Source organism: Bradyrhizobium sp. CCBAU 53340 (assembly GCF_015291645.1).
In the GTDB taxonomy this organism is placed as follows: Bacteria; Pseudomonadota; Alphaproteobacteria; order Rhizobiales; family Xanthobacteraceae; genus Bradyrhizobium.
This window is the reverse complement of record NZ_CP030055.1, coordinates 995,383-1,016,121: the sequence shown is the minus strand read 5'-3', so window position 1 is coordinate 1,016,121 and position 20,739 is coordinate 995,383. Positions and strand designations below refer to the sequence as shown.

20 protein-coding genes are annotated in these 20,739 nt (G+C 64.9%); 13 read left to right on the top strand and 7 right to left on the bottom strand.

Going from position 1 to position 20,739, the window contains the following annotated elements:
• Positions 1-73: 73 nt before the first annotated feature.
• The gene (locus XH89_RS04740) at positions 74-2,476 is read right to left on the bottom strand and encodes an EAL domain-containing protein (RefSeq protein ID WP_371825220.1); all 2,403 of its coding nucleotides are present in this window, start codon (positions 2,474-2,476) and stop codon (positions 74-76) included.
• A gap of 572 nt (positions 2,477-3,048) precedes the next feature.
• Between XH89_RS04740 and XH89_RS04735 the strand changes: the two genes are divergently transcribed.
• From XH89_RS04735 to XH89_RS04725, 3 genes are all read left to right on the top strand, one after another.
• The gene (locus XH89_RS04735; protein ID WP_194465959.1) at positions 3,049-3,396 is read left to right on the top strand and encodes a DUF3088 domain-containing protein; all 348 of its coding nucleotides are present in this window, start codon (positions 3,049-3,051) and stop codon (positions 3,394-3,396) included.
• A gap of 82 nt (positions 3,397-3,478) precedes the next feature.
• The gene (locus XH89_RS04730) at positions 3,479-4,054 is read left to right on the top strand and encodes a cysteine hydrolase family protein (protein WP_194465958.1); all 576 of its coding nucleotides are present in this window, start codon (positions 3,479-3,481) and stop codon (positions 4,052-4,054) included.
• 109 nt (positions 4,055-4,163) lie between these two features.
• Positions 4,164-4,478 (top strand): hypothetical protein, encoded by a 315-nt coding sequence (locus tag XH89_RS04725; RefSeq protein ID WP_194465957.1) that lies wholly within the window; start codon positions 4,164-4,166, stop codon positions 4,476-4,478.
• A gap of 34 nt (positions 4,479-4,512) precedes the next feature.
• On the opposite strand, the gene XH89_RS04720 is transcribed toward XH89_RS04725, so the two are convergent.
• Both XH89_RS04720 and XH89_RS04715 read right to left on the bottom strand, forming a co-directional pair.
• Entirely contained in the window at positions 4,513-5,784 is a 1,272-nt protein-coding gene (locus tag XH89_RS04720; RefSeq protein ID WP_194465956.1) for an NAD(P)/FAD-dependent oxidoreductase, read from the bottom strand.
• A gap of 8 nt (positions 5,785-5,792) precedes the next feature.
• The gene (locus XH89_RS04715) at positions 5,793-6,497 is read right to left on the bottom strand and encodes a dihydrofolate reductase family protein (protein ID WP_194465955.1); all 705 of its coding nucleotides are present in this window, start codon (positions 6,495-6,497) and stop codon (positions 5,793-5,795) included.
• Positions 6,498-6,802: 305 nt separating this feature from the next.
• Here XH89_RS04715 and XH89_RS04710 point away from each other — a divergent pair, with 305 nt between their 5' ends.
• The 3 genes from XH89_RS04710 (at position 6,803) to XH89_RS04700 (ending at position 11,767) form a co-directional block, all read left to right on the top strand.
• On the top strand, positions 6,803-8,824 hold the full coding sequence (locus XH89_RS04710) for an ATP-binding protein (protein ID WP_194465954.1): 2,022 nt from the start codon (positions 6,803-6,805) through the stop codon (positions 8,822-8,824).
• 274 nt (positions 8,825-9,098) lie between these two features.
• Positions 9,099-10,334, top strand: a complete 1,236-nt coding sequence (locus XH89_RS04705; protein WP_194465953.1) for a pepsin-like aspartic protease — start codon at positions 9,099-9,101, stop codon at positions 10,332-10,334.
• 290 nt (positions 10,335-10,624) lie between these two features.
• Positions 10,625-11,767 carry a LuxR family transcriptional regulator gene (locus XH89_RS04700; RefSeq protein WP_194465952.1) on the top strand — a complete coding sequence of 381 codons (1,143 nt, stop codon included), beginning with the start codon at positions 10,625-10,627 and terminating at the stop codon, positions 11,765-11,767.
• 23 nt (positions 11,768-11,790) lie between these two features.
• On the opposite strand, the gene XH89_RS04695 is transcribed toward XH89_RS04700, so the two are convergent.
• Genes XH89_RS04695 through madL form a run of 3 tightly spaced genes read right to left on the bottom strand, consistent with a single transcriptional unit; the run spans position 11,791 to position 13,694 of the window.
• Positions 11,791-12,498: a GntR family transcriptional regulator gene (locus XH89_RS04695; protein WP_194465951.1), complete on the bottom strand. Its 708-nt coding sequence runs from the start codon at positions 12,496-12,498 to the stop codon at positions 11,791-11,793.
• Complete coding sequence (gene madM / locus XH89_RS04690; RefSeq protein WP_194465950.1) at positions 12,499-13,263, bottom strand: malonate transporter subunit MadM; 765 nt, start codon at positions 13,261-13,263, stop codon at positions 12,499-12,501.
• Positions 13,260-13,694 (bottom strand): malonate transporter subunit MadL, encoded by a 435-nt coding sequence (gene madL / locus XH89_RS04685; protein WP_194465949.1) that lies wholly within the window; start codon positions 13,692-13,694, stop codon positions 13,260-13,262. Before madL ends, madM begins: the two co-directional genes overlap by 4 nt.
• Before the next feature lie 194 nt (positions 13,695-13,888).
• Between madL and mdcA the strand changes: the two genes are divergently transcribed.
• Genes mdcA through XH89_RS04650 form a run of 7 tightly spaced genes read left to right on the top strand, consistent with a single transcriptional unit; the run spans position 13,889 to position 19,903 of the window.
• Complete coding sequence (mdcA, locus tag XH89_RS04680) at positions 13,889-15,535, top strand: malonate decarboxylase subunit alpha (RefSeq protein WP_194465948.1); 1,647 nt, start codon at positions 13,889-13,891, stop codon at positions 15,533-15,535.
• Between the two features lie 10 nt (positions 15,536-15,545).
• Positions 15,546-15,863, top strand: a complete 318-nt coding sequence (gene mdcC, locus XH89_RS04675; protein WP_194465947.1) for a malonate decarboxylase acyl carrier protein — start codon at positions 15,546-15,548, stop codon at positions 15,861-15,863.
• On the top strand, positions 15,860-16,774 hold the full coding sequence (locus tag XH89_RS04670; protein ID WP_194465946.1) for a biotin-independent malonate decarboxylase subunit beta: 915 nt from the start codon (positions 15,860-15,862) through the stop codon (positions 16,772-16,774). Before mdcC ends, XH89_RS04670 begins: the two co-directional genes overlap by 4 nt.
• Positions 16,761-17,495 carry a biotin-independent malonate decarboxylase subunit gamma gene (mdcE, locus tag XH89_RS04665; RefSeq protein WP_194465945.1) on the top strand — a complete coding sequence of 245 codons (735 nt, stop codon included), beginning with the start codon at positions 16,761-16,763 and terminating at the stop codon, positions 17,493-17,495. Before XH89_RS04670 ends, mdcE begins: the two co-directional genes overlap by 14 nt.
• Positions 17,488-18,135, top strand: coding sequence for a malonate decarboxylase holo-[acyl-carrier-protein] synthase (mdcG, locus tag XH89_RS04660; RefSeq protein WP_194465944.1), 648 nt, complete (start codon positions 17,488-17,490; stop codon positions 18,133-18,135). Before mdcE ends, mdcG begins: the two co-directional genes overlap by 8 nt.
• Positions 18,132-18,980: a triphosphoribosyl-dephospho-CoA synthase MdcB gene (gene mdcB, locus XH89_RS04655; protein ID WP_194465943.1), complete on the top strand. Its 849-nt coding sequence runs from the start codon at positions 18,132-18,134 to the stop codon at positions 18,978-18,980. The genes mdcG and mdcB overlap by 4 nt, the downstream gene beginning before the upstream one ends.
• Complete coding sequence (locus XH89_RS04650; RefSeq protein WP_194465942.1) at positions 18,980-19,903, top strand: acyltransferase domain-containing protein; 924 nt, start codon at positions 18,980-18,982, stop codon at positions 19,901-19,903. The genes mdcB and XH89_RS04650 overlap by 1 nt, the downstream gene beginning before the upstream one ends.
• On the opposite strand, the gene XH89_RS04645 is transcribed toward XH89_RS04650, so the two are convergent.
• Entirely contained in the window at positions 19,900-20,739 is an 840-nt protein-coding gene (locus XH89_RS04645) for a bifunctional allantoicase/(S)-ureidoglycine aminohydrolase (RefSeq protein ID WP_194465941.1), read from the bottom strand. The two genes, XH89_RS04650 and XH89_RS04645, sit on opposite strands and share 4 nt — an antisense overlap.

Here is a 20,739-nt window from a genome sequence, read left to right as displayed (position 1 = left end):
TATGCCAACCGATCTCCGGCGAGATTGATCCTGAGCAAGACGCCAAGCCGTGACCGCGCAACCGGCCGGCTCGCTAGGCGACCGCCTGCCACTTGGGCGCCGCCGACGATGGCGAGACGATATCGGCGAGCGGCACCGGCTTGCGAAAGAAATAACCTTGGCCAAGGGGAATGCCGAGCGCCCCTATTTCGTCGACCTGCTGCTGGGTTTCGACTCCTTCGGCGACTATCGCGAGGTTGAGGGTCCGCACGAGCTGAACGATCGATCCCAGCACAGCACGCGTCTCCGGCCGATCGATCCGATCCATGAACGCCTTGTCGACTTTGACCTTGTCGAACGGAAAGTCGGTCAAGTATGACAACGACGAATAGCCGACGCCGAAATCGTCGAGCGCGATCGACACGCCGAGAGCTTTCAGGCTCCGAAGCGTCTTCAGATTCTCGGCGCTATCAGCCAGGAACACGCTCTCGGTGATTTCAAGCTCCAGCCGGCGTTCGGGAAGCCCGCTCTCGGCGAGCGCGAACTTCACGACGTCGATGAGATTGCTCTTGGTGAACTGGACCGCCGACAGATTGACGGCGATCTTGACGTCGTCAGGCATTTTCATGGCATCGCGGCACGCCTTCGCCAGCACGAGGTTTCCAAGCTCGACGATCAGCCCGGCCTCTTCGGCGATCGGAATGAATTCTGCCGGCGGGACGAACCCTCGGGCCGGGTGGCGCCAACGTGCGAGCGCCTCGACCGAAACCGTTCGGCCCGTGGCGAGCTCGACCACCGGCTGGTAGAAGACCTCTATCTCTTCTCGCCAGATTGCTTCACGCAATTCGATTTCGAGGAGACTGCGCTGGTCGGCCTCCACCGTCAGGTGCGGCGAATAGACGTTGAAGCAATTGCGGCCCGCATTCTTCGACTTGTACAGGGCAAGGTCGGCGTTGCGGAGAATTTCGTCGATTCGCGCCCCATGCTCGGGCACCAATGCGACCCCGATGCTGCATCCGATCACGATCGGATGGCCATCGATGTCGTAAGGGGCGGCAAGCGCCTTGACGAGCCGGTCCGCGAGGATGGACGTGCCGTCCCGGAGCGAGCCCCGGCCTGGCATCACGATCAGCGCGAATTCGTCGCCTCCCATTCGCGCAGCGGTATCGACTTCGCGTATTTCGGCCTTGATCCGGCCGGCAACCTGTCTGAGCAGCGCATCGCCGCACTGATGACCGAGAGCATCGTTGACCGACTTGAACTTGTCCAGGTCGCACAGAAGCACGGCGAAAGGCGTTTTCATCCGCCGGTGCCTCGCCAGCGCCTCGTCGATTCGTTCCTTGAACAGGTTGCGGTTTGCGAGTCCTGTCAGGCTGTCATAGTGGGCGAGCTTCTCGATCCGGTCCTCGGACGCTTTGCGCTCCGTGATGTCCTGATGCGTCGCGACCCAGCCGCCGTCCTGGCGCCGACCGTAGGAAATTTGGACGATCCGGCCGTTGGGGAAGGTCAGCGTATTCGACGTCTGTTCCGACGCGATAAGCCGGCGCTTCAGATCGCTCAGATATCCGTCGAGATCCGACACGGCCCTCTGATGGGCGAACACCTCGTGGAAAGTCATCCCGAGCCGGATATCGTCGGGTGAAATGCCGTACATATCGAGCCACTGACGATTGAACGCGATCAGCCGATCATGGCCATCGAACATGCTCAACCCCTGCGGCAGGTTGCGCAACGCATCCTCGAACTTGCCCAGCGAATCGCGCAATTCGAACTGGGCCCGGTCGAGAGCCAGCTGCCTTCGCCAGTGCAGCGTCGTCGCGACCACGATCACCAGGGTCAGGATGAGCGCGCCGCCCAGATAGATATCCCTTCTGGACTCATAATGTGCATAGATTTCCTGCTCGGCGATACCGACGGTGAAGATCAGCGGGAAGAGCGAGGATCTCCGCACGGTGATCAACCTGTTGCTACGGTCCGTGCGGCCCTCGCTCCAGTACTGACCAGCGGGGTTCGAGAGCCGGCTTTGGGAGCGTTCGTCAGCGACTTGCCCGACGAATCCGTTCTGGTCCACGCCGCGTGCGGCAAGCACGACGTAATTCGTATTACGGAGAATGAGCGTGCCTCCGGCGCCGAGCTTGGCGGTCTCGTAGAAATTGCCGACCATGTCGACGCTGATCGAGCCGACGATGACGCCCATGGGGGCTTGGCTCTTGTCCAGCAGCTTGCGAGCGAGCTGGATCGTCCACTTGTTGGAGGCCCGGCCGAAGACCGGCTTGGCGACATAGAGCCTATCGTGGGCTTGTCGGAGCGTTTCGATGAAGTGCTCGCGATCGCCAAGATAGAGCGGCGGACCGGAATAGCCCGAGGTGGTGGCGAGCATGTAACCGTCGAGACCAATCAGCGAGAACTGGACGACATCGCCGCTCGCAAGATGCGCCCTGTCGCCCCAAGACCTCAGGTTGAAGCCGGCGGGATCCTGCGCATAAAGCGTTCGCACGATCGACAACGATTGATCGACCCGCTCGAAGATCCGTTCGGTATTCTCCTGGAATAATTTTGCAACGCTGTCGCCGTGCGACCGCGCCTGTTGCAACGCCTCCGTTTTTTCCGAGGCAGTGATCGCGAAATAACTGATCCACACCAACGGCAGAAAAAACACTGCAAGTTGCAACGGCACACTGCGCCACACGCTCGCTCCAACGCGGCGCGCGGCATCTACCGCCCGCATCAGGGGATGCCCGCGATCTGAAACGTGAGCGGACGACGCTACATCGCCGTCTTTTGGCAGCGGCTCGAAACCCGGCATGAACTCACTGCCCGGTGCCTCCGGACAGTCCTTTCAGTGACGAACAGCTTGGGAAGCTCCCAGCGTCTCGTCGGAAGCCTAGGCTGCCTCGCCTTAAGCTTTGGTTCCAACGTCTCGCGGGAATTTGCATCAAGGCAACCGTAGAATTACGGAAATCATCGCATGTTGCGACGCAGACACGCCTCGGCCTGCGAGCAAAGGGGTAGCATCCGACCATCGCTGCATTATAATTCCGCAGGCGACCGTTTGCTTCGGAGCAATCCATGACGCGCGACCGCCTTTTTCTGCTGCGCCCCGGGTTCGAGGACCCGGCCTATCCGGGCCAACGCTTCTATTGCTGGCATTGCGCGCTGATCGAGGGCGTGCTCGCCTCGTTTCCGGCGCTGGCCGAGAAGCTCGACGTCGAACGCATCGCCTGGCTGAAGCCGCGACAGGCCGTGATCGAACTCGTCGGCGCGGAGAACCAGTGGCTGCCGCTGCTGGTCCTGGCGGACGGGGCAACGTCGCCGCACCAGACCGGCAGCCATCACGGCCGCGCCTTCATCGCCGACAAGGATGCCATCCTCACTGCGCTGTCCGAGCGCCACGGCTTTCCCGCTCCGCATCCATAAGGCCGTCCCGAAACGAGGGAAAATCGGCCTTGCCCGGCTCCGCAGTCGCCGCTCATATCCGACCAAATTGGAATCCCTCGTCATGCCCCATCCCCTCCCCGCCCTCGTCGTCGTCGACGTCCAGCGCGCATTCGACGAATGGGAAGCGGCGGGCAAGCGGCGCAACAATCCGGATGCGGTGGCGCGCATCGTCGATCTGCTCGCAGCGTTCAGGGCGAGCGGCGCGCCGATCTTTCACATCCGCCACGAAGGCACCAAGCCGAACTCGACGTTCCAGCCCGGGCGTCCCGGTTATGCCGTCAAAGACGAAGCGCGCGAAGAGGCCGGCGAGCCCGTGATCGTGAAACGCGTCAACAGCGCCTTCATCGGCACCGACCTCGAGGCGCGATTGCGGGCAGGTAACATCGCCACGCTCGTGATCTGCGGCGCGACCACCAATCATTGCGTGGAGACGACGACGCGGATGGCCGGCAATCTCGGCTTCGATGCTCACCTCGTGCGCGACGCGACCTGGACATTCGACCGCACAGGCCCCGACGGCGATACGCATTCGGCCGAGGACATTCACGCGATGACGCTGTCGAATCTGAACGGCGAATTCGCCCGCATCGTGACGGCGAACGAAGTGATCACATCGCTTGCAGCGATGCGACAATAGACCTCAGCACGATTGCGCTTGATCGTCTGCGTCGTTTCGACGCCCGCTCTCGCCGGAACGCGACAGATGCCCATCTGTTGTCACTCGACATCTCAACTGGAGTGATGACATGAAGTATCTCTTTGTCGCGATGGCTATCGGTGCCGCTGCGCTCAGCGCGTCGGCAGCCAACGCGGCCGGCGGAAAGGCCAAGCCGAACGTGCAAATCAGCCAATCGACCGACATCAGCGCGCAGCACAGGCATGGCTATCACGGCCACCGCCATCACCACTGGCGCCCGCACCATCATGGCTACCTTCGGCCGCACTATCGCAGTCATGGCTATTATCCGCGGCATCATGGCTACTATGGCGGCGGACCCTACGGCTATTACGGCGGCGGCGGTCCCGGCGTGACCTTCAGCTTCGGCGGCAACCGCTGGTGAGACGAGGGGCCCGCGAAGAAGCGGGCCTTCTTCCCTATCCCCGCAAGATCAAGCCTGCCGTCTCCAGCCCGCTGGCGAGCGCGGCCTCGACCGTTCCCATGTCGCGGCCGCGATAGAGCGCTTCGCCGGAGAACAGCACCGGTCCGTCGGCGCGCGCAAGCCTCTCCTGCGCCGCGCGCGTCCGCGGCGTCGCCCAGGAATAGGCGCCGCGCGCGAAGCGATCATGCGCCCAATTGGCGGCTGCCGCCGCCACGACGTCCCGCGCAATCTCCTCGCGCGCAATGCTGAAGATTGCGGCGAGCGAATCGAGCCCGGCGTCAATCAGCCCTTGTGAATCAAGATGCGACAGCTCTGCCGTTCGCGGCCCGCCGAACCATCCGGTGAGCACGGGATGCTGGTCCGGATATCGCGTCCACCACACCGGAATCGTCTCGTCCGACAGCAGAAAGATCATGTCGGCAAGCTCTTCGCGCCGCTCGCGCCACCATGGCCGCGTGAACCGCAGCAGGATCTTGATGACGCTGCCGAAGCCGATGTCGTCGGCGGCCGCGGCCTTCGCGCGCGTGGCTGTTGGCAGCGCGATCTCGCGCAGCAACGGCAGCGGCACAGTGAGGATCACGCGATCGCAAATCTGCAACTCGCCGCCGGCGCAGCGCACAACAACCTTGCCCCCACTCTCCTCGATCGCCGTGACCACGGCACCGAGGTGAAGCGCAGCGCCGGACTTGCGGCACGCGACCGCGAGATATTCGATTAGGCCGCCATAACCGCCGTCGATGCGCACCTGTATCGCATGTCCGTCATTCATCCATTCGTCGCGCAGTGCCAGCGTCGAGGCGCGCTCGGGATCGGCCGCATCATAGCCCTCGACCATGCGCTCGACGGCGTGGCGCAGGCCGGCGAATTCCGGCCCGCCGAAATGACGGCGCAAGAAGTCGGCGACCGTGAGGTCTTCAGTCAGATCCCTCAGTGCTGCATGAAGCCTCTCGTCATAAGGATCGCGCGGGCTCTCCCGCGAAAACTCCGTGCCGTCAAAACTCCATAGCGTGCCGCCGATCGCCGGCACGGACAGTCCGGCCTCGCGCGCGAGGCTGCGCGTGATTGGCGCCTCGCCGTGAACGAACTCGGCGCCGCCATCGGCGGGGTAGCCGAACTCCGACGCCGGCAGCGGATGGATGCGCCCGCCGCAGCGGTCGCGCGCCTCCAGGATCGTCACGCGTTTGCCGGCGCGCGCAAGCTCGCGGGCCGCCATCAGGCCGGCCGCTCCTGCGCCGACGATGACGATATGTTCTGGCTGATCGGACATGCAGGTCGCTACTGCGGCGCCACATCGTTCCGGATCAGATAGCGCAGCAGCAGGACGCCGCCGCCGAGGTCGCGCGTGCTCTCCAGCGTCATCGTCGCGAGCGGCGCGCGCTTGTCGCTATCGGCCTCGGTCGAATCGAACACGAAGGGCGCCCCCTTGGCGCCGTCGATGGCGGGGCTGAGGATCAGGTTGAATTCGTCGATCAGGCCGGCGCGCAGGAACGCGCCGTTCGCGACCCCGCCGCCCTCCACCAGCAGGCGCTTCACGCCAAGCTCGCGGTTGAGGATCTCGACCGTCAGTGCAAGGTCGATCTCGGTCTTGCCGGCAAAGACGTAGGATACGCCTTCGCCGCGCAGGCCGGCGAGATGCGAATCCGGCACGCTCTCAGTCAGCACCACGACGATGGGATCGCCGCCGATGTCGGAGCGGCCCCAACCGATCTTGCCGTGCGCGTCGAGCACGACGCCGTAGCTTTTGGCATCGCGCCGCACAAACCAGTTTTCGCGCGGTAACTTCTCGTTCGCCGTCTCAGGATAGGGCTTGCCCTTGGCGAACTCCGAGCCGGTGACGCGGCCGATCACCCAGGCATCGCCGCCGAGCTCGTCATGGATCTTCTCGAACCAGTCGGTGCCGGCGCCCTTCGGGCGCCAGCGGCTCGGATGGGTGCGGCCGTCGAGGCTCGAATGCATCAGGCAGATGACATAGGGCTTCATGCAAATTCTCCGTAACCGCGCCTCAAATGATATCTTCTTCCAGCGTGCGATGTGATGGCGCAAGCCATAGAACAGTTGCGGCCCGTCGCGCGGCAGCAATAGCACGAGGGTAACGCCAAACCCCACCGATGGAACCGCAAGGCTGCCCGCGCGTTACGAGAGCTTGTACGAGTCCCTGAAATCCGGGCTCGAATGGGCAAGGACGCCCAGGTCACGCGTCGCGAGGGGGTCCGGTGCTGTCGGAGAAAGCTGCTCGGCAGTCAACTGATGTCGGCTTCCTCTCCGAGGGAGGTGAGCTGGGTACGATGATGCGTGCCCTCGACTGGTCAGCCTCGCCGCTCGGCCCTCCCCGCCAATGGTCCCAGGCCCTCAAGACGACGGTCAGCATGCTGCTGGCCGCACAGGCCCAGATCGTGCTGTTCTGGGGCCCTGAATACGTCGCACTCTACAACGATGCCTACGCTCCCGGTATCGGCGCCAATCACCCCCGCGCCCTCGGCCGGCCCGCGATCGAGAACTGGGGCGAGCTGTGGGATGATCTCGAGCCGCTCCTGTCGGGCGTGCGCCAAACGAGAAAGACCTTCGCGGCAAAGGATCGTCCCTTCTATGTCGAGCGCCATGGCTATGGCGAGACGAGCTACTGGGACGTCTCCTATTCGGCGATCGCTGACGATGACGGCTCTGTCGGTGGCGTGCTCTGCATTGTCTCCGAGACCAGTGAACGCGTGCTGGGTGAGGCCCAGCTGCGGGCGAGCGAGGCGCGCTACAGGGAGCTCAATGCCACGCTCGAGCAGCGTGTCGCCGAACGCACCGCCGAGCGGCATTTGCTCGCCACCATCGTGGAAACCACCGACGGCCAGATCCAGGCGCTCGATCTCGACTATCGCTGGCTTGCCATCAACGCCTCCTGCGCCGACGCCTACCAGCGCATCTACGGCAAGCGGCCGAAGGTCGGCGATTCCCTGCACGAATTCCTGGCAGACCGGCCCGAGCATCTCGCTACAACGGCGATCTGGGGGCGCGCACTTGCGGGCGAAGCTTTCACCAGCATCGATCAATTCGGCGATATCAGGTTCGACCGCCGCGTCCACGAGATGAAGTTCGAGGCGCTGCGTACTCCCGACGGTGCGAGGATCGGCGCATTCGTGACCGGGACGGACGTGACGGATCGCCTCGAGGAGCAGGCGCGATTGGCGCAGGCCGAGGAAGCGCTGCGTCATGCACAGAAGATGGAGGCAATGGGCCAGCTCACCGGCGGCGTCGCGCATGATTTCAACAATCTGCTGACGCCGATCGTCGGCCTGCTCGACCTGTTCCAGCGCAGGGGCATCGGCGGCGAGCGCGAACGCCGCCTGATCGCGGGCGCCGCGCAGGCGGCCGAACGCGCCAAGACGCTGGTGCAGCGCCTGCTTGCTTTCGCGCGCAGGCAGCCGCTTCAGGCTGTTCCCGTCAATATCGGCCGGCTCGTCACCGACATGGGCGAGCTGATCTCCAGCACGACCGGCCCGCAGATCCAGGTGACGGTGGACACACCGGAAGGGCTGCCAGAGGCCATGGCCGATCCCAACCAGATCGAGATGGCAATCCTGAACCTCAGCGTGAACGCGCGTGATGCGATGCCCGACGGCGGCAAGTTGCGTATCTCGGCCAAGACGAGGACAATCGAGCACGCCCACGGCTCAGATTTGGCGCCGGGCACCTATGTCTGTATCTCGGTTGCGGATACCGGCATCGGCATGAACGAAGAGACGCTGGCTCACGCCGTCGAGCCATTCTTCTCGACCAAGGGGATCGGACAAGGCACCGGACTTGGTCTTTCGATGGTCCACGGCCTGGCGTCACAGCTCGGCGGGGCGCTGACGATCAAGAGCACGGTGGGAGCAGGCACCACAGTCGAATTGTGGCTGCCGGTCAGCCACACGGCCGCGGGCACGATCGATACCGCCTCGCAGGCAAAACCGCGACCGCTGCCCGCCGGCACCGCACTGCTGGTGGACGACGAACCGCTGGCGCGCATGAGCACCGCCGAGATGCTGAGCGAGCTCGGCTACAGGGTCGTCGAAACAGGTTCGGCGGAGGATGCGCTTCAGCGCGTCAAGGATGGCCTGCGGCCGAACCTGCTGGTCACGGACCATCTGATGCCCGGCATGAGCGGCACGGACCTTGGGCTGACGCTGCGCGACCAGATTCCCGAGCTCCAGATCCTCGTCGTATCAGGCTACGCCAACAACGAAGGCATCTCGCCGGAGCTGTCGCGGCTGACAAAGCCGTTCCGAAGTGACGAGCTGGCGGCGAGCCTGGCGAATCTCGCGAAGGCCGGGCGCTAGAGTAATCGCGCTGACGTTGCGTCGCGCAGATTCTCGCCTTATGCTGAACCCTGCCTTGGGACCGGTCATACGTTGCAGCCCGCTTTCCGGCGGGTCGCAATCCCTGTCTCGACGGCATTTGGACTATCGATTTTGATCTCGCAATTCATACGAACCATCTGACGCTCGGCAGCTTCCTGCCCGACTGTGGAGCGACCGCCAGCAACCCCTGAGAATTCCGCCTCAACCCGACAGCGCGCGGCAACGCCGCAATATTTGATCAGAGAGGTGCGTGATGGCCAAAGCCACGAGGAAAGCCAACCTGCCAAAGGCGCTGATCGCTCCGCAATTGACGCACCCGATCCACAGCGCTGCAGCTGCGCTCGGCGGAAGAATCTCTCCAACCACCGTGCGGATGCCCATCACCAACGTCCTCAACGACGGCGACTACAGCGGCAAGATCTATGTCGGCAGCAAGAAGATCGAGATCGACGTGCTTCTCGATACCGGCAGCAGCACGTTGGCGGTGGATGGCCATTTCTACGACCCGACCAAGGACAGCGCAGCCAAGCTCACCAACATCGGCCAGGAGGTTTCCTACGAAGATCGCAGCCGCTGGGTCGGCGGCATCGTGCTGACCGATATCACCGTCAACTCCGCTCATCCCCTCGTCCTGTCCAAGGTCCATACGGCCGTCGCGTATCACGCGACCGAGGAGATGTTCGGGAAGTCGCATGGCGGCATCCTCGGTCTTGCCTACAGCAGGCTCAACGACGCCTACACGATGCCGGGGCGGACCATTCCACCCCGCTACACCTACAACCAGATTCAGAAAGGCCACCGCGCCTATATCGAGCCGTATTTCTCGCAACTGGAGGCCGCGGGCCTGGTCGCCAACAAGTTCGCGTTCTACACATTGCGATCCGCGGTCAACAAGGCGACGGTGAAGCCCGCGACGGATTCGCTGAACAATGGATTTCTCATCTTCGGCGGCGGCGAGGAGCAAACGGATCTCTACGACGGCGCCTTCCAGGTCGCGCGCGTGGTTCACGACACCTACTACAATGTCAATCTGAAGTCGGTCAGGGTCGGAAAGACCGCGCCTGTCCAAGCCTTCCCGCCGACCAAGGCCAGCCACGATCCGTCCAATGCCATCGTCGACAGCGGCACCACGGCAATCTATCTCGACAGGCCGGTGTTCAAGGAGGTCCTCGCCCGGTTCAAATCCCTCGGCTTCGAGGATGAGATTCACGCAGGCTACCTGCCGATGAGCAAGCTCAAGCTGAAAGACTGGCCGGTGTTGACCTTCGTGCTGGAAGGCGCGCTCGGCAGCGACGTCATCCTGGAGGTCACGCCGCAAACCTATTGGCAGACCAACGCGCCGAAAGCCGGCCACGCCTCGCTGGCCCTCGGCCCCGAAAAGGGCCCGTCGATTCTCGGGCTGCCGCTGATGAACAACTACTTCACCGTATTCGACCGCTCGGTCGACAAAGGGCTCGGCGTCGTCAGCTTTGCCAGGATCAAGCCATGAGCTGATGCCGGCCGCTTGGGCGGCACAGGAGTGCGAGGGGTATCGCGAAAGCCTGCAATACGAATCGATCTGTATACGCAGCTTTGCATCTGCCACCATTTTACTCAGGCACAGACCACCGCCTGCGCTCGGTGGCTCATTGTGTCACGGGGTCACGATGATAAGACTTTGGCTCATTAAGGCCCTGTTTGTCGGGCAGTCACATCCGCGATCGGACGGATGATCGTCGGCCCGGAATGACTTTGAAGTGACGCAGTTCGTTCGGAATTGCGTCCAAATGAGCGGTTGGAATGCAGCAGGTTTCGATCGAAGAATTCTCTGATCTCATTGGTGATATCTACGATTGTGTCATCGCCCCCGAACGCTGGACCGACGTCCTGGAGGGAATTTGCGCTCGGCTCGGCTTTGCCACCGGCGCGCTCTCGGCCGCCAGCCTCACGAATCGGAAGGCCCTCGTCAATGCGGTCTCCGGATCCAACCTGGCCGAGATGGCCCAAAACGCCATCGGCTATGGGCCTGATATCATCGAACTCTGGGGCGGCGCCGCGCGCATCCAGCAATACCCGCTCGGAGAGCCGATCGTTCAATCCCAGGCCGTGCGGAAGGACATCATCGCCGGTAATCGCTATTACCGCGAATGGGCTCTGCCCAAAGGCCTGTTCGACGCCGTGGCCGTCGGCCTCGTTCGCGACCGGGCGATGGTCGGCAACGCGATCTTCAGCCAGCATGAATCGGCCGGCCCCATCGACGATGCTCAGCTCGGCGGATTACGGCTGCTGACGCCCCACATCCGCCGCGCCGTGACCATCAGCAATCTGTTCGACTTGAAGGCGGTGGAAGCCGCGACATTCTCCGCGACGGTGGAGGCTCTGACCGTCGGCGTCGTGCTCGCTGACGAGGATGCAAAGATTGTCCATAGCAACGCCGCTGCGACGGCAATGCTTGCGGCCGAAGATCCGATCGTGGTCCGACAGGGCCGAATTGCGGTCCAATCCGTAAAGACGACCAACTCGTTGCAATCGGCGATCGCACAGGCGGCAAAGGACGAGGCCGCACTGGGCCAGAAGGGCATCGGCATCCCGATCCTTCGCGCCAGCGGCGATCCGCTCGTCATCCACGTCCTGCCGCTGCAGCGCGGCCGGATGCGCGCTGGCCTCATCCAGCGCGCCGCCGCGGCTCTGTTCGTAACGTCGGCGTCCGGGCCGCCGCAGATGTCCCACATTGCCCTGAACCAGCTCTACGATTTGACGCCGGCCGAGATCCGCATCTTCGAGCTCATCTGCGAGGGACACACGCGCGACGCCATCTCAGATCTGCTCGGCGTGTCCGTCGCCACAGTGAAGACCCATCTGCTTCATGTGTTCGAGAAGACAGGGAGCCGCCGTCAGGTCGATCTGGTCAGGCTCGCGAAGTCACTGACGTTCCCGGTGTGACGCGCATCCGTCGTCGCCCGGCGCTAGACGTCGTCGGGCTCGACGGGGCGCACGCGATCGTCGATATAGCGCCGCAGCGCCGCGGCGGCGTTCAGCATATGGGCGCGCATCCGGCGCGAGGCCGTATCGCCGTCGCCTTCGGCGATCGCCTGCATGATGGCATCGTGCTCGTCGCGGGACTTGCGGATACGATCACCCTGCCGCAACTGGGTGCGGCGAAAGGCGCTGAGCCGCGCACGGACGTCCTGGGCCTGCTCGGCCATGAACGAGTTGTGCGTGGCGCTGTAGATGCATTCGTGGAAGGTCCGGTTGAACGCATCATAGGCGTCGACGTCGTTGGCCTCGACCATCGCCAGCGAGCTCTCGTGAAGCTCGATCAGATGGCTGCGCTCAAGCGGCGTCATGCGAAAGGTCGCGAGGCGGACGCACATGGCCTCCACCTCTGCGCTGGTCTCGAACATGTCCATGATGCGCTCGGGCGTCATCCGCGCCACCACGACCCCACGACGGCCCCGGACCTCGACCAGCCCGCTGACCACGAGCTGCCGCAGCGCCTCCCGCACCGGCGTGCGGGACGCGCCGAAGCGATCGGCAAGCTGCTGCTCTTCCAGAGCCGAACCGGCGACGAGCGCGCCGGAGGCAATCTCGTCCGTGAGCGCATTGCGGATGCGATCGGAGAGAAGCCCGCCATCTTCTTCGGCTTCGGTTGCGACTTTGAACAGACCCGCCATTCAGCTTCCTATGATTGCGCGCACCGTGAAGTAGAGGATGGACGGTGCGACCAGGCATCCGAGGCCCGTGTGAAACGTCGCGGTCAATGCGCCGTAAGGCACCAGGCGCCGATCGGTCGCCGCCAGCCCTCCGGACACGCCGCTGACCGTTCCCATCAAGCCGCCAAACACCATCGCGCTGCGCGGATTGTTGAGGCCGATCATGTTGGCCACAAAAGGCGTGCCGATCATCACGATCACCGCCTTGAATACACCGGTCGCGATCGAGAGCGCAATAACCGGTGAGGATGCCCCGATCGCAGCCCCCGTCACCGGTCCGACGATATAGGTGACCGCGCCGGCACCGATCGTGGTCAGCGAGATCGCATCGGTGTAGCCAAACGCCGCGGCGACAAACACGCCGAGGATGAACGGGACGACCGTTCCCAGTCCGAGCGCGACCGCACCGATCAATCCGGCTTTGCGCGCATGGACGACATCGACCTCGAAGGCGGTGGCGACGATGGCGAAGTCCCGCAGCATCGCGCCGCCCATCAGGGCGATCCCGGTCAGCGCCGGAAGGTCGGCCACGCCCTTCTCGCCACCGGTGGCGATGCCGCCGAAAAAGGCCAGCACGAGACCCAGCATGATCGCGATCGCCGAGCCGTGGATGCGTCCAAAGGTGAGATATTTCGAGATCGCGCCGGAGATCCACATCAGGATGCCGACGGCGGCGAACGCGGTGATCAGCGCATTTGCTGCGAGAACGTGGGATATCATGGTCATCCGATCCTCCCGGACTTGAAGTGCGGCACGCTCGCCTCGATCGCCTCTCGGGCCTCGATCTCGTCCATCGTCTCGACGCGGCCACTGAGCCGGCCGATCAGGGCCACCATCGCGAAACACACCGCGACCGCACCAGCACCGGCAATGACGACGATCGGGCCGCCCTTTGCCGCGGCGACGACGTTCTGCTGCGCGGCCATCGCGACCACGATGGGAATGTAGAAGCTGCCCCAGAACTCGACGCCGGTCTTGAGCCCGTGGCTGAGCAGGCCGTGCCGCACCAGCCACAGCCGGGCCGCGATCAGAAAAATCATGGCAATGCCGACCCCGCCGACATTGGCCTTCACACCGAGGATGACGCCGAGCAGGTCTCCAAGCAGACCTCCAAGCAGCGTGCAGATCGCAAGCAGCGCGACGCCGGAAATGGTCACAGGCGCCTCCCCTGCGCGAGCGGGGCGCGATCCCCCGGATGTGGGCGCTCTGTATGCATTCGCATCATAAATTCCCTCCTGTGTATGCGAATATCCATCGCTTATGGCGTTACGTATACACTAATTGACATAACGAGGCAATACGCATACATTAAACGCCATCAAAGCCAGTTCCCGCATGCCAAGGAGCCAAAATGAGCGGTTGGGGTATGCAAAAGGCCGCCCTCGGTGAGCGCCTGGCGGCCGGCCGACAGCACGCCAAGGGAAAGGTCGTCCCGATCCCGAACCTCGGCCCGTTTCTGAAGGCGGTGATCCGGTCAGGCGAGCGGGTGTGCCTCGAAGGCGACAATCAGAAGCAGGCCGATATCCTCGCCTCGGCGCTCGCCAGCCTCGACCCCCGGGATGCCCATGACCTGCACATGGTGCAATCAGGCGTGGTGCTGCCCGCGCATCTCGACATCTTCGAGAAGGGCATCGCGCGGCGGCTCGACTTCTCCTATTCGGGCCCGCAATCGGCGCGCATCGCGCGCATGCTGTTCGGCGGCAAGATCGAGCTCGGGGCCGTCCATACCTATCTCGAGCTGTTCGCGCGCTACTTCATCGATCTCACGCCGAACGTCGCGCTGATCGCGGCGGTCAGCGCCGACAGGGACGGCAATCTCTATACGGGACCGAACACCGAGGACACGCCGACCGTCGTCGAGGCGACCAGCTACAAGAACGGTCTCGTCGTGGCGCAGGTCACCGAGATCGTCGACAGGGTGCCGCGCGTCGACATTCCCGGCGACCTCGTGCATTTCGTGGTCGAGGCCGGCCGGCCCTTTTATGTCGAGCCGCTCTTCACCCGCGATCCCGCCGCCATCACCGAGACCCAGATCCTGACGGCGATGCTGGCCATCAAGGGCATCTACGCGCCCTATGGCGTGCGCCGGCTCAACCACGGCATCGGCTTCAACACCGCCGCGATCGAGCTGTTGTTGCCGACCTATGGCGAGAAGCTCGGGCTCAAGGGCAAGGTCTGCACGCACTTTGCGCTCAACCCGCATCCGACGATGATTCCGGCAATCGAATCCGGCTGGGTCGAGCAGATCCATTGCTTCGGCTCAGAAGTCGGCATGGAGGATTACGTCGCGGCGCGCTCCGACATCTTCTTCACCGGGCCCGACGGCTCGCTGCGCTCCAACCGCGCCTTCTGCCAGACCGCGGGGCTCTATGCCTGCGACATGTTCATCGGATCGACGCTGCAGATCGATCTCGAAGGCCACAGCTCGACGGTGACGACCAGCAGGATCGCCGGATTCGGCGGCGCGCCCAACATGGGCTCCGATCCGCGCGGCCGCCGTCACCCGAGCGAACCCTGGCTCAAGGCCGGCGCCGAAGCCGATCCCGACTCCAAGGCGGCACTGCGCCGCGGCCGCAAGCTGGTGGTGCAGATCGGCGAGACCTTCGGCGAGCGCAACACGCCTTTGTTCGTCGAGCGGCTCGATGCGCTCGATCTGGCGCACAAGCTCGACCTCGATCTGGCGCCGGTGATGGTCTACTCCGACGACGTCACCCACATCGTCACCGAGGAAGGCATCGCCAACCTCCTGATGTGCCGCAGCAAGGACGAGCGCGAGCAGGCCATCCGCGGCGTGGCCGGCTACACCGACATCGGTCGTGCCCGCGATACGAAACTGGTCGAGCAGCTCCGGCAACGCGGCGTGATCCAGCGCCCCGAGGATCTCGGCATCGATCCGCTCGACGCCGACCGCAATCTGCTGGCGGCCCGCTCGATCAAGGACCTCATGCTGGCCTCCGGCGGCCTCTACCGCCCGCCGAGCCGTTTCCGCAACTGGTGAGGCGTTTTGCATGGAAAAGCTCAGCTTCAGACTGACTGCAACCAGATCCGCCGGCGGCACCCGCGCGCAGGCCATCGTCGGCGTGGTCGCCTCCGGCAATCTCGAAGTGCTGCTGGAACGCGGCCTTCCGCCTGACATCTGCACCATCGACATCGCAACGGCGGCCCATGGCTTCGGTACGGTGTGGGACGCCGTGGTCCGCGACTTCGTCGCCCGCCGCTCTGCCGGGGGCTTGCGCATCTCCGTCAATGACGGTGGCGCCCGGCCCGACACGGTGGCGCTGCGGCTTGCCCAGGGCGTCCGCAAGATCGAGGAGCCGGAGCAATGACAGCCGTCACAGCCAATGCCGTCTCGCTGAGCTGGTACGAGGCGAGCGCCCGGCAGCGCATCGACGCGCTGCTCGATGCCGGCAGCTTCTCTGAATTCATCGGCCCCGAGCTGCGCGAGATCAGCCCGCATCTGTCGATCTTCGATCTGCCCGAGCAGTTCGACGACGGCATCGTGGTCGGACGTGGCCGCCTGGACGGCGCGCCGCTGCTCGTCGCTGCGCAGGAAGGACGCTTCATGGGCGGCGCTTTCGGCGAAGTCCACGGCGCCAAGCTCACCGGCCTGTTGCGCGCCGCCCGCGCGCTCAAGCAAGACGTGGTGATCCTGTTCGATACCGGCGGCGTGCGGCTGCAGGAAGCCAATGCCGGCGAGCTCGCGATCGCGGAAATCATGCGCGCCGTGATCGAGGCGCGCTGCGCCGGCGTCAACGTCGTCGGCCTGATCGGCGGGCGTGCCGGCTGCTATGGCGGGGGCAGCCTGATCGCTGGCACCTGCTCGCGCCTTGTTGTCTCCGAACAGGGCCGGCTCAGCGTCAGCGGCCCCGAAGTGATCGAGACCAACAAGGGCATCGAGGAATTCGACTCGCGCGATCGCGCCCTGGTCTGGCGCACCATGGGCGGCAAGCACCGCTATTTGATCGGCGGCGCCGACATGTTCGTCGACGACGAGGCGCTGGCGTTTCGGCAAGCTGCGATCGAGGCACTTGGGACCACCAGGCGATTTGATGTGGCGGTGCTCGAAGCCGAGCAGGCGCGGCTGGAGCGGCGATTGCAGCGCTTTGGCGAGGCCGAAGATGCGGTCGAGATCTGGCAGGCGCTCGGCATCGGCGATCCGACCGAGATTCCCGCACTTCCGACCGCCGCGTTCCTCCGCGCCGCCAACGACAGGGAGAACGCCGATGACGCGCGATGACATCCTGGCCAGCCTGTTTCCGAACGGGCGCAAGATCGACACATCAGGCGCGATGATCGCGGGACGGGCGATGCTGCCCGACGGCGGACCTATCCACGTGCTCGGCATCATCGGGGGACAGCCGCTTGGCGCCGACGAGGCGATCGTGCTCGCGAGACGCGTGATCAACATCGTCAAGTCCGAGGATCGGGCGCCGATTCTGTTCCTGGTGGATTCCGCCAGCCAGCGCATGAGCAAGCGCGACGAGCTGCTCGGCCTCAGCGAATATCTGTCGCATCTCGCCAAGGCGCTGCTGCTGGCGGAGGCCGAGGGCCATCGCACCGTCGGCCTGCTCTATGGCGGTAGCGCCGCCGGCGCGTTCATCGCCACCGCGCTCGCCACCGGCACGCTGGTGGCGCTGCCCGGCGCCCATCCCGCGGTGATGGACCTGCCGTCGATGGCACGGGTCACCAAGCTGCCGATCGATGTGCTGGAGGCCAAGGCCGAAGCGACGCCCGTGTTCGCGCCCGGGCTCGACAACATGGTGCTGACGGGCGGCGTTCATGCCGTCTGGGACGACAGCGCACCGCTGGCGCCGCAGCTTGCGGCCGTCCTGCAACGGTCGCACGGACGGGATGATCGCAGCCGGCTCGGCGCCGAACGCGGCGGCAGGCGCAAAGCTGCCGAGATCGCCGATCGCGTTGCTGCGCTCGCGGCGCATCGGGGATCGCAACATGGCTGAAGCTCTCGCACGCCACAGCATGGTAAAGGCCTCGACGGCCGGATGGGCCGCGGTGATGGATCGCTATCCCGAGCTTGCCAGCGAGCCGATCGTCGCGGGCTGGGTACATGCGGGACGTCCCCTCATCGTCCGCCGGCCGGCCTGCAGCGATACCGCCGGCCGCGTTCCGCTCGGTCTGCCGCTTCCTCCAAGCCATGGCAAACGGCGCATCGCCATCTCGCTCGCCGCCGCTGATATCGTCGCATCCGCTCCGCCGCCCCTGCTGGCCGATGCCGCCGCCGCGGCGCCTGCGCACTGGCGCGCGACCATCGACCTCTTGCTTGCGCTTCTGCCGGAGACGCGCACCTTCGGCAGTCTGGCCTGGCAGCATCTCACCGGCCTTCCCTATCTTTCCGAGAGCTCGGATCTCGATCTGCTCTGGCCGCTGTCATCAGTGACGCAAGCAAAGAGCCTGCCGTCCGACATTGCCGCGATTGCCAAGCAGGCACCGATGCGGCTGGACGGCGAGATCATGGGTCCCGCCGGGGGCGTGCAATGGCGCGAGCTGACCGGCCATGACGAGGACGAAGTGCTTGTGAAAGGTCCGGCCGGTGTCGCGAGCACGACGCGCGCCGCTTTTCTGTCGGGTGCGGTGTCATGAACCTTGCGCTGAGATGGCAAGCGCTGCCGCAACGAGCGCTGCGTGCGGAGCAGCTCGGTCATCTCGCTTCGCTCTGCCTGAAGCGCGAAGTCGAGACCTATCCGAAGCCCGGGCTCGTGAGCCATGTCGACAACGGCGCACATCGCGATATGGATGCCAAACTGCTGTGCCGAAGCGCCGACACGCTGGCACCGTTCTTCCACGAGCTCGCCGCCGCAGGCGCCGTGGGCGCCGGCATGGACCGGTTACGCGCGATCGGGGTTTCGGCCGAGCGCGCGATGCTGGCGGCGACCTCGGGCGTAAACACGCATCGCGGCGCGATCTTCGGGCTGGGCCTGCTCTGCGCCGCGGCCGGCTATCGCAGCGCGCTCGGCATCCGCAAGCCGCTCGGCGAATTGGTGTCGCAACGATGGGGCGAGGCCATCCTCGACGGCCCGATCTCGCTGCGCAGCCATGGCGCGGTGGCTGCGCGCCGCTATGGCGCCGGCGGCGCCAGGGCGGAAGCCGCTTGCGGTTTCCCCTCCGTCTATGACATCGCCCTTCCCGCGCTGCATGCGGCACGGACGCTCGTGCCCGACGATGACGAAGCGGTCCGCGTTCAAACCTGCATGGCGTTGATGGCCGAAGTCGCCGACACCAATCTGCTGCACCGGGGCGGAGCCGAGGGATTGCGGTTCGCGCAAGATAGCGCGTCTGCATTCCTTGCCGCCGGAGGCGTCGGCTCTTCGGGATGGCGCAAGCGCGCCGCCGATATTCACCAGGCATTCGTCGCCCGCAACCTCAGCCCGGGCGGCTCGGCAGATCTGCTCGCCATGACCCTGTTCGTCGATCGGATGGGGCCCTGATGCTGGCACTGCTCTGCGGCGGACAAGGCACGCTCTCGGACCAGATTTTTGATCTTGTCGCCGGCCAGCCGGCTGCCGAGCCGGTTTTCGCTGCCACAACGGCCCGTCTCGGGGAAGACCCGCGAGAGTTCGTGAGGACGCGGAACGCGGACGTGCTGTCCGCCAACCGCGTCAGCCAGATCTTGACCGTCACATCGGCCCTCGCGATCCACGCCTGCATTGCCGATCTGCTGACTAAGGAGACCGTGGTCACGGGTTATAGCGTTGGCGAGATGGCGGCCTGGAGCATCGCGGGACTATGGACCGCCGACGAAGCCCTGCGACTGACCGATGTCCGCGCCCGGTTGATGGACCGCGCGGCCGGTCCGGACAGCCGGCTCGGCTATGTCCGCGGGCTCGATCGGACCACGCTCGGCCAGCTGCTTGCGAAGCATCGCTGCGAGATCGCGATCAGGAATCCCGATCTTCTCTATGTGGTCGGCGGCACGGAACGGGATGTCATCGGTCTCTGCCATGAGGCGACAACGCAGGGCGCCGCGCGGGCCGGACTTCTCGCCGTCAGGATCGCCTCGCACACGTCACGGCTCGAAGCGGCCTGCAAGCCCCTGCAACAGGCGTTCGCGGCGAGCACGCACGCGCCCATTGCAGCTCAGCGGATCCTCCTCGCCGGAGATGGCGGCGAGCGCATCTTCTGTGCATCCGATGCGACGGCGACGCTCGCCGGCCAGGTCGCACGCCCGATCGACTGGGCTGCGACGCTGGAGGCTCTTGCAGAGCAAGGCGTCGATCGCGTGCTGGACCTCGGCCCGGGACATGCGCTGGCCGAGATGATGCAAGGCGCCTTTCCGTCGATCCGCTGCTATGCCGCCGACGGATTCCGCACCATCGGCGGCCTGCGCAGTTGGATCGCGCGGCAAGACTAGATCAGCGGCGCCCCTTGCCGCAGATTCATGTGCCTGTTGACGTCCTTGTAGAGCAGATAGCGAAATCGGCCGGGACCTCCCGCGTAGCAGGCCTGCGGGCAGAACGCGCGCAGCCACATATAGTCGCCGGCCTCGACCTCCACCCAATCGCGATTGAGGCGGTAGACCGCCTTGCCTTCGAGCACGTACAGCCCGTGCTCCATGACGTGCGTCTCCATGAAGGGGATCGTTCCCCCCGGCTCGAACGTCACGATGGTAACGTGCATGTCGTGCCTGAGGTCGGCGGGATCGACGAAGCGCGTGGTGGCCCACCGCCCGTCCGTATCAGGCATCGGCACCGGCGCAATCGAGTCTTCGTTGGCCACGATCGGTTCGGGGTCGGCCAAACCCGGCACGCGCTGGTACAGCTTGCGGATCCAGTGAAGCTGGGCCGGGCCCGGGCCGCGATTGCGAAGGCTCCACGCGCAACCCGGCGGCACATAGGCAAAGCCGCCGCTCCTCAGCTCGGCTTCCTTGCCCGCCAGCTTGAGAGTGACATGCCCGCCCACGACGAACAGCGCTCCCTCCGCGTCCTTTTCGGGCTCGGGGATGTCGCTTCCTCCTGCCGGCGCGATCTCCATCAGATAGTGGGAGAACGTCTCGGCGAAGCCGGAGAGCGGCCGCGCCAGCACCCAGACGCGCGTATTGTCCCAGTGCGGCAAATAACTGACGACGATATCGCGTTGCACGCTGCTCGGAATAACGGCGTACGCGGTCGTAAAGACCGCGCGGCCGCTAAGGAGATCCGTCTGCGGCGGCAGGCCGCCCTGCGGGACGTGATAGGTGCGCGATGACAT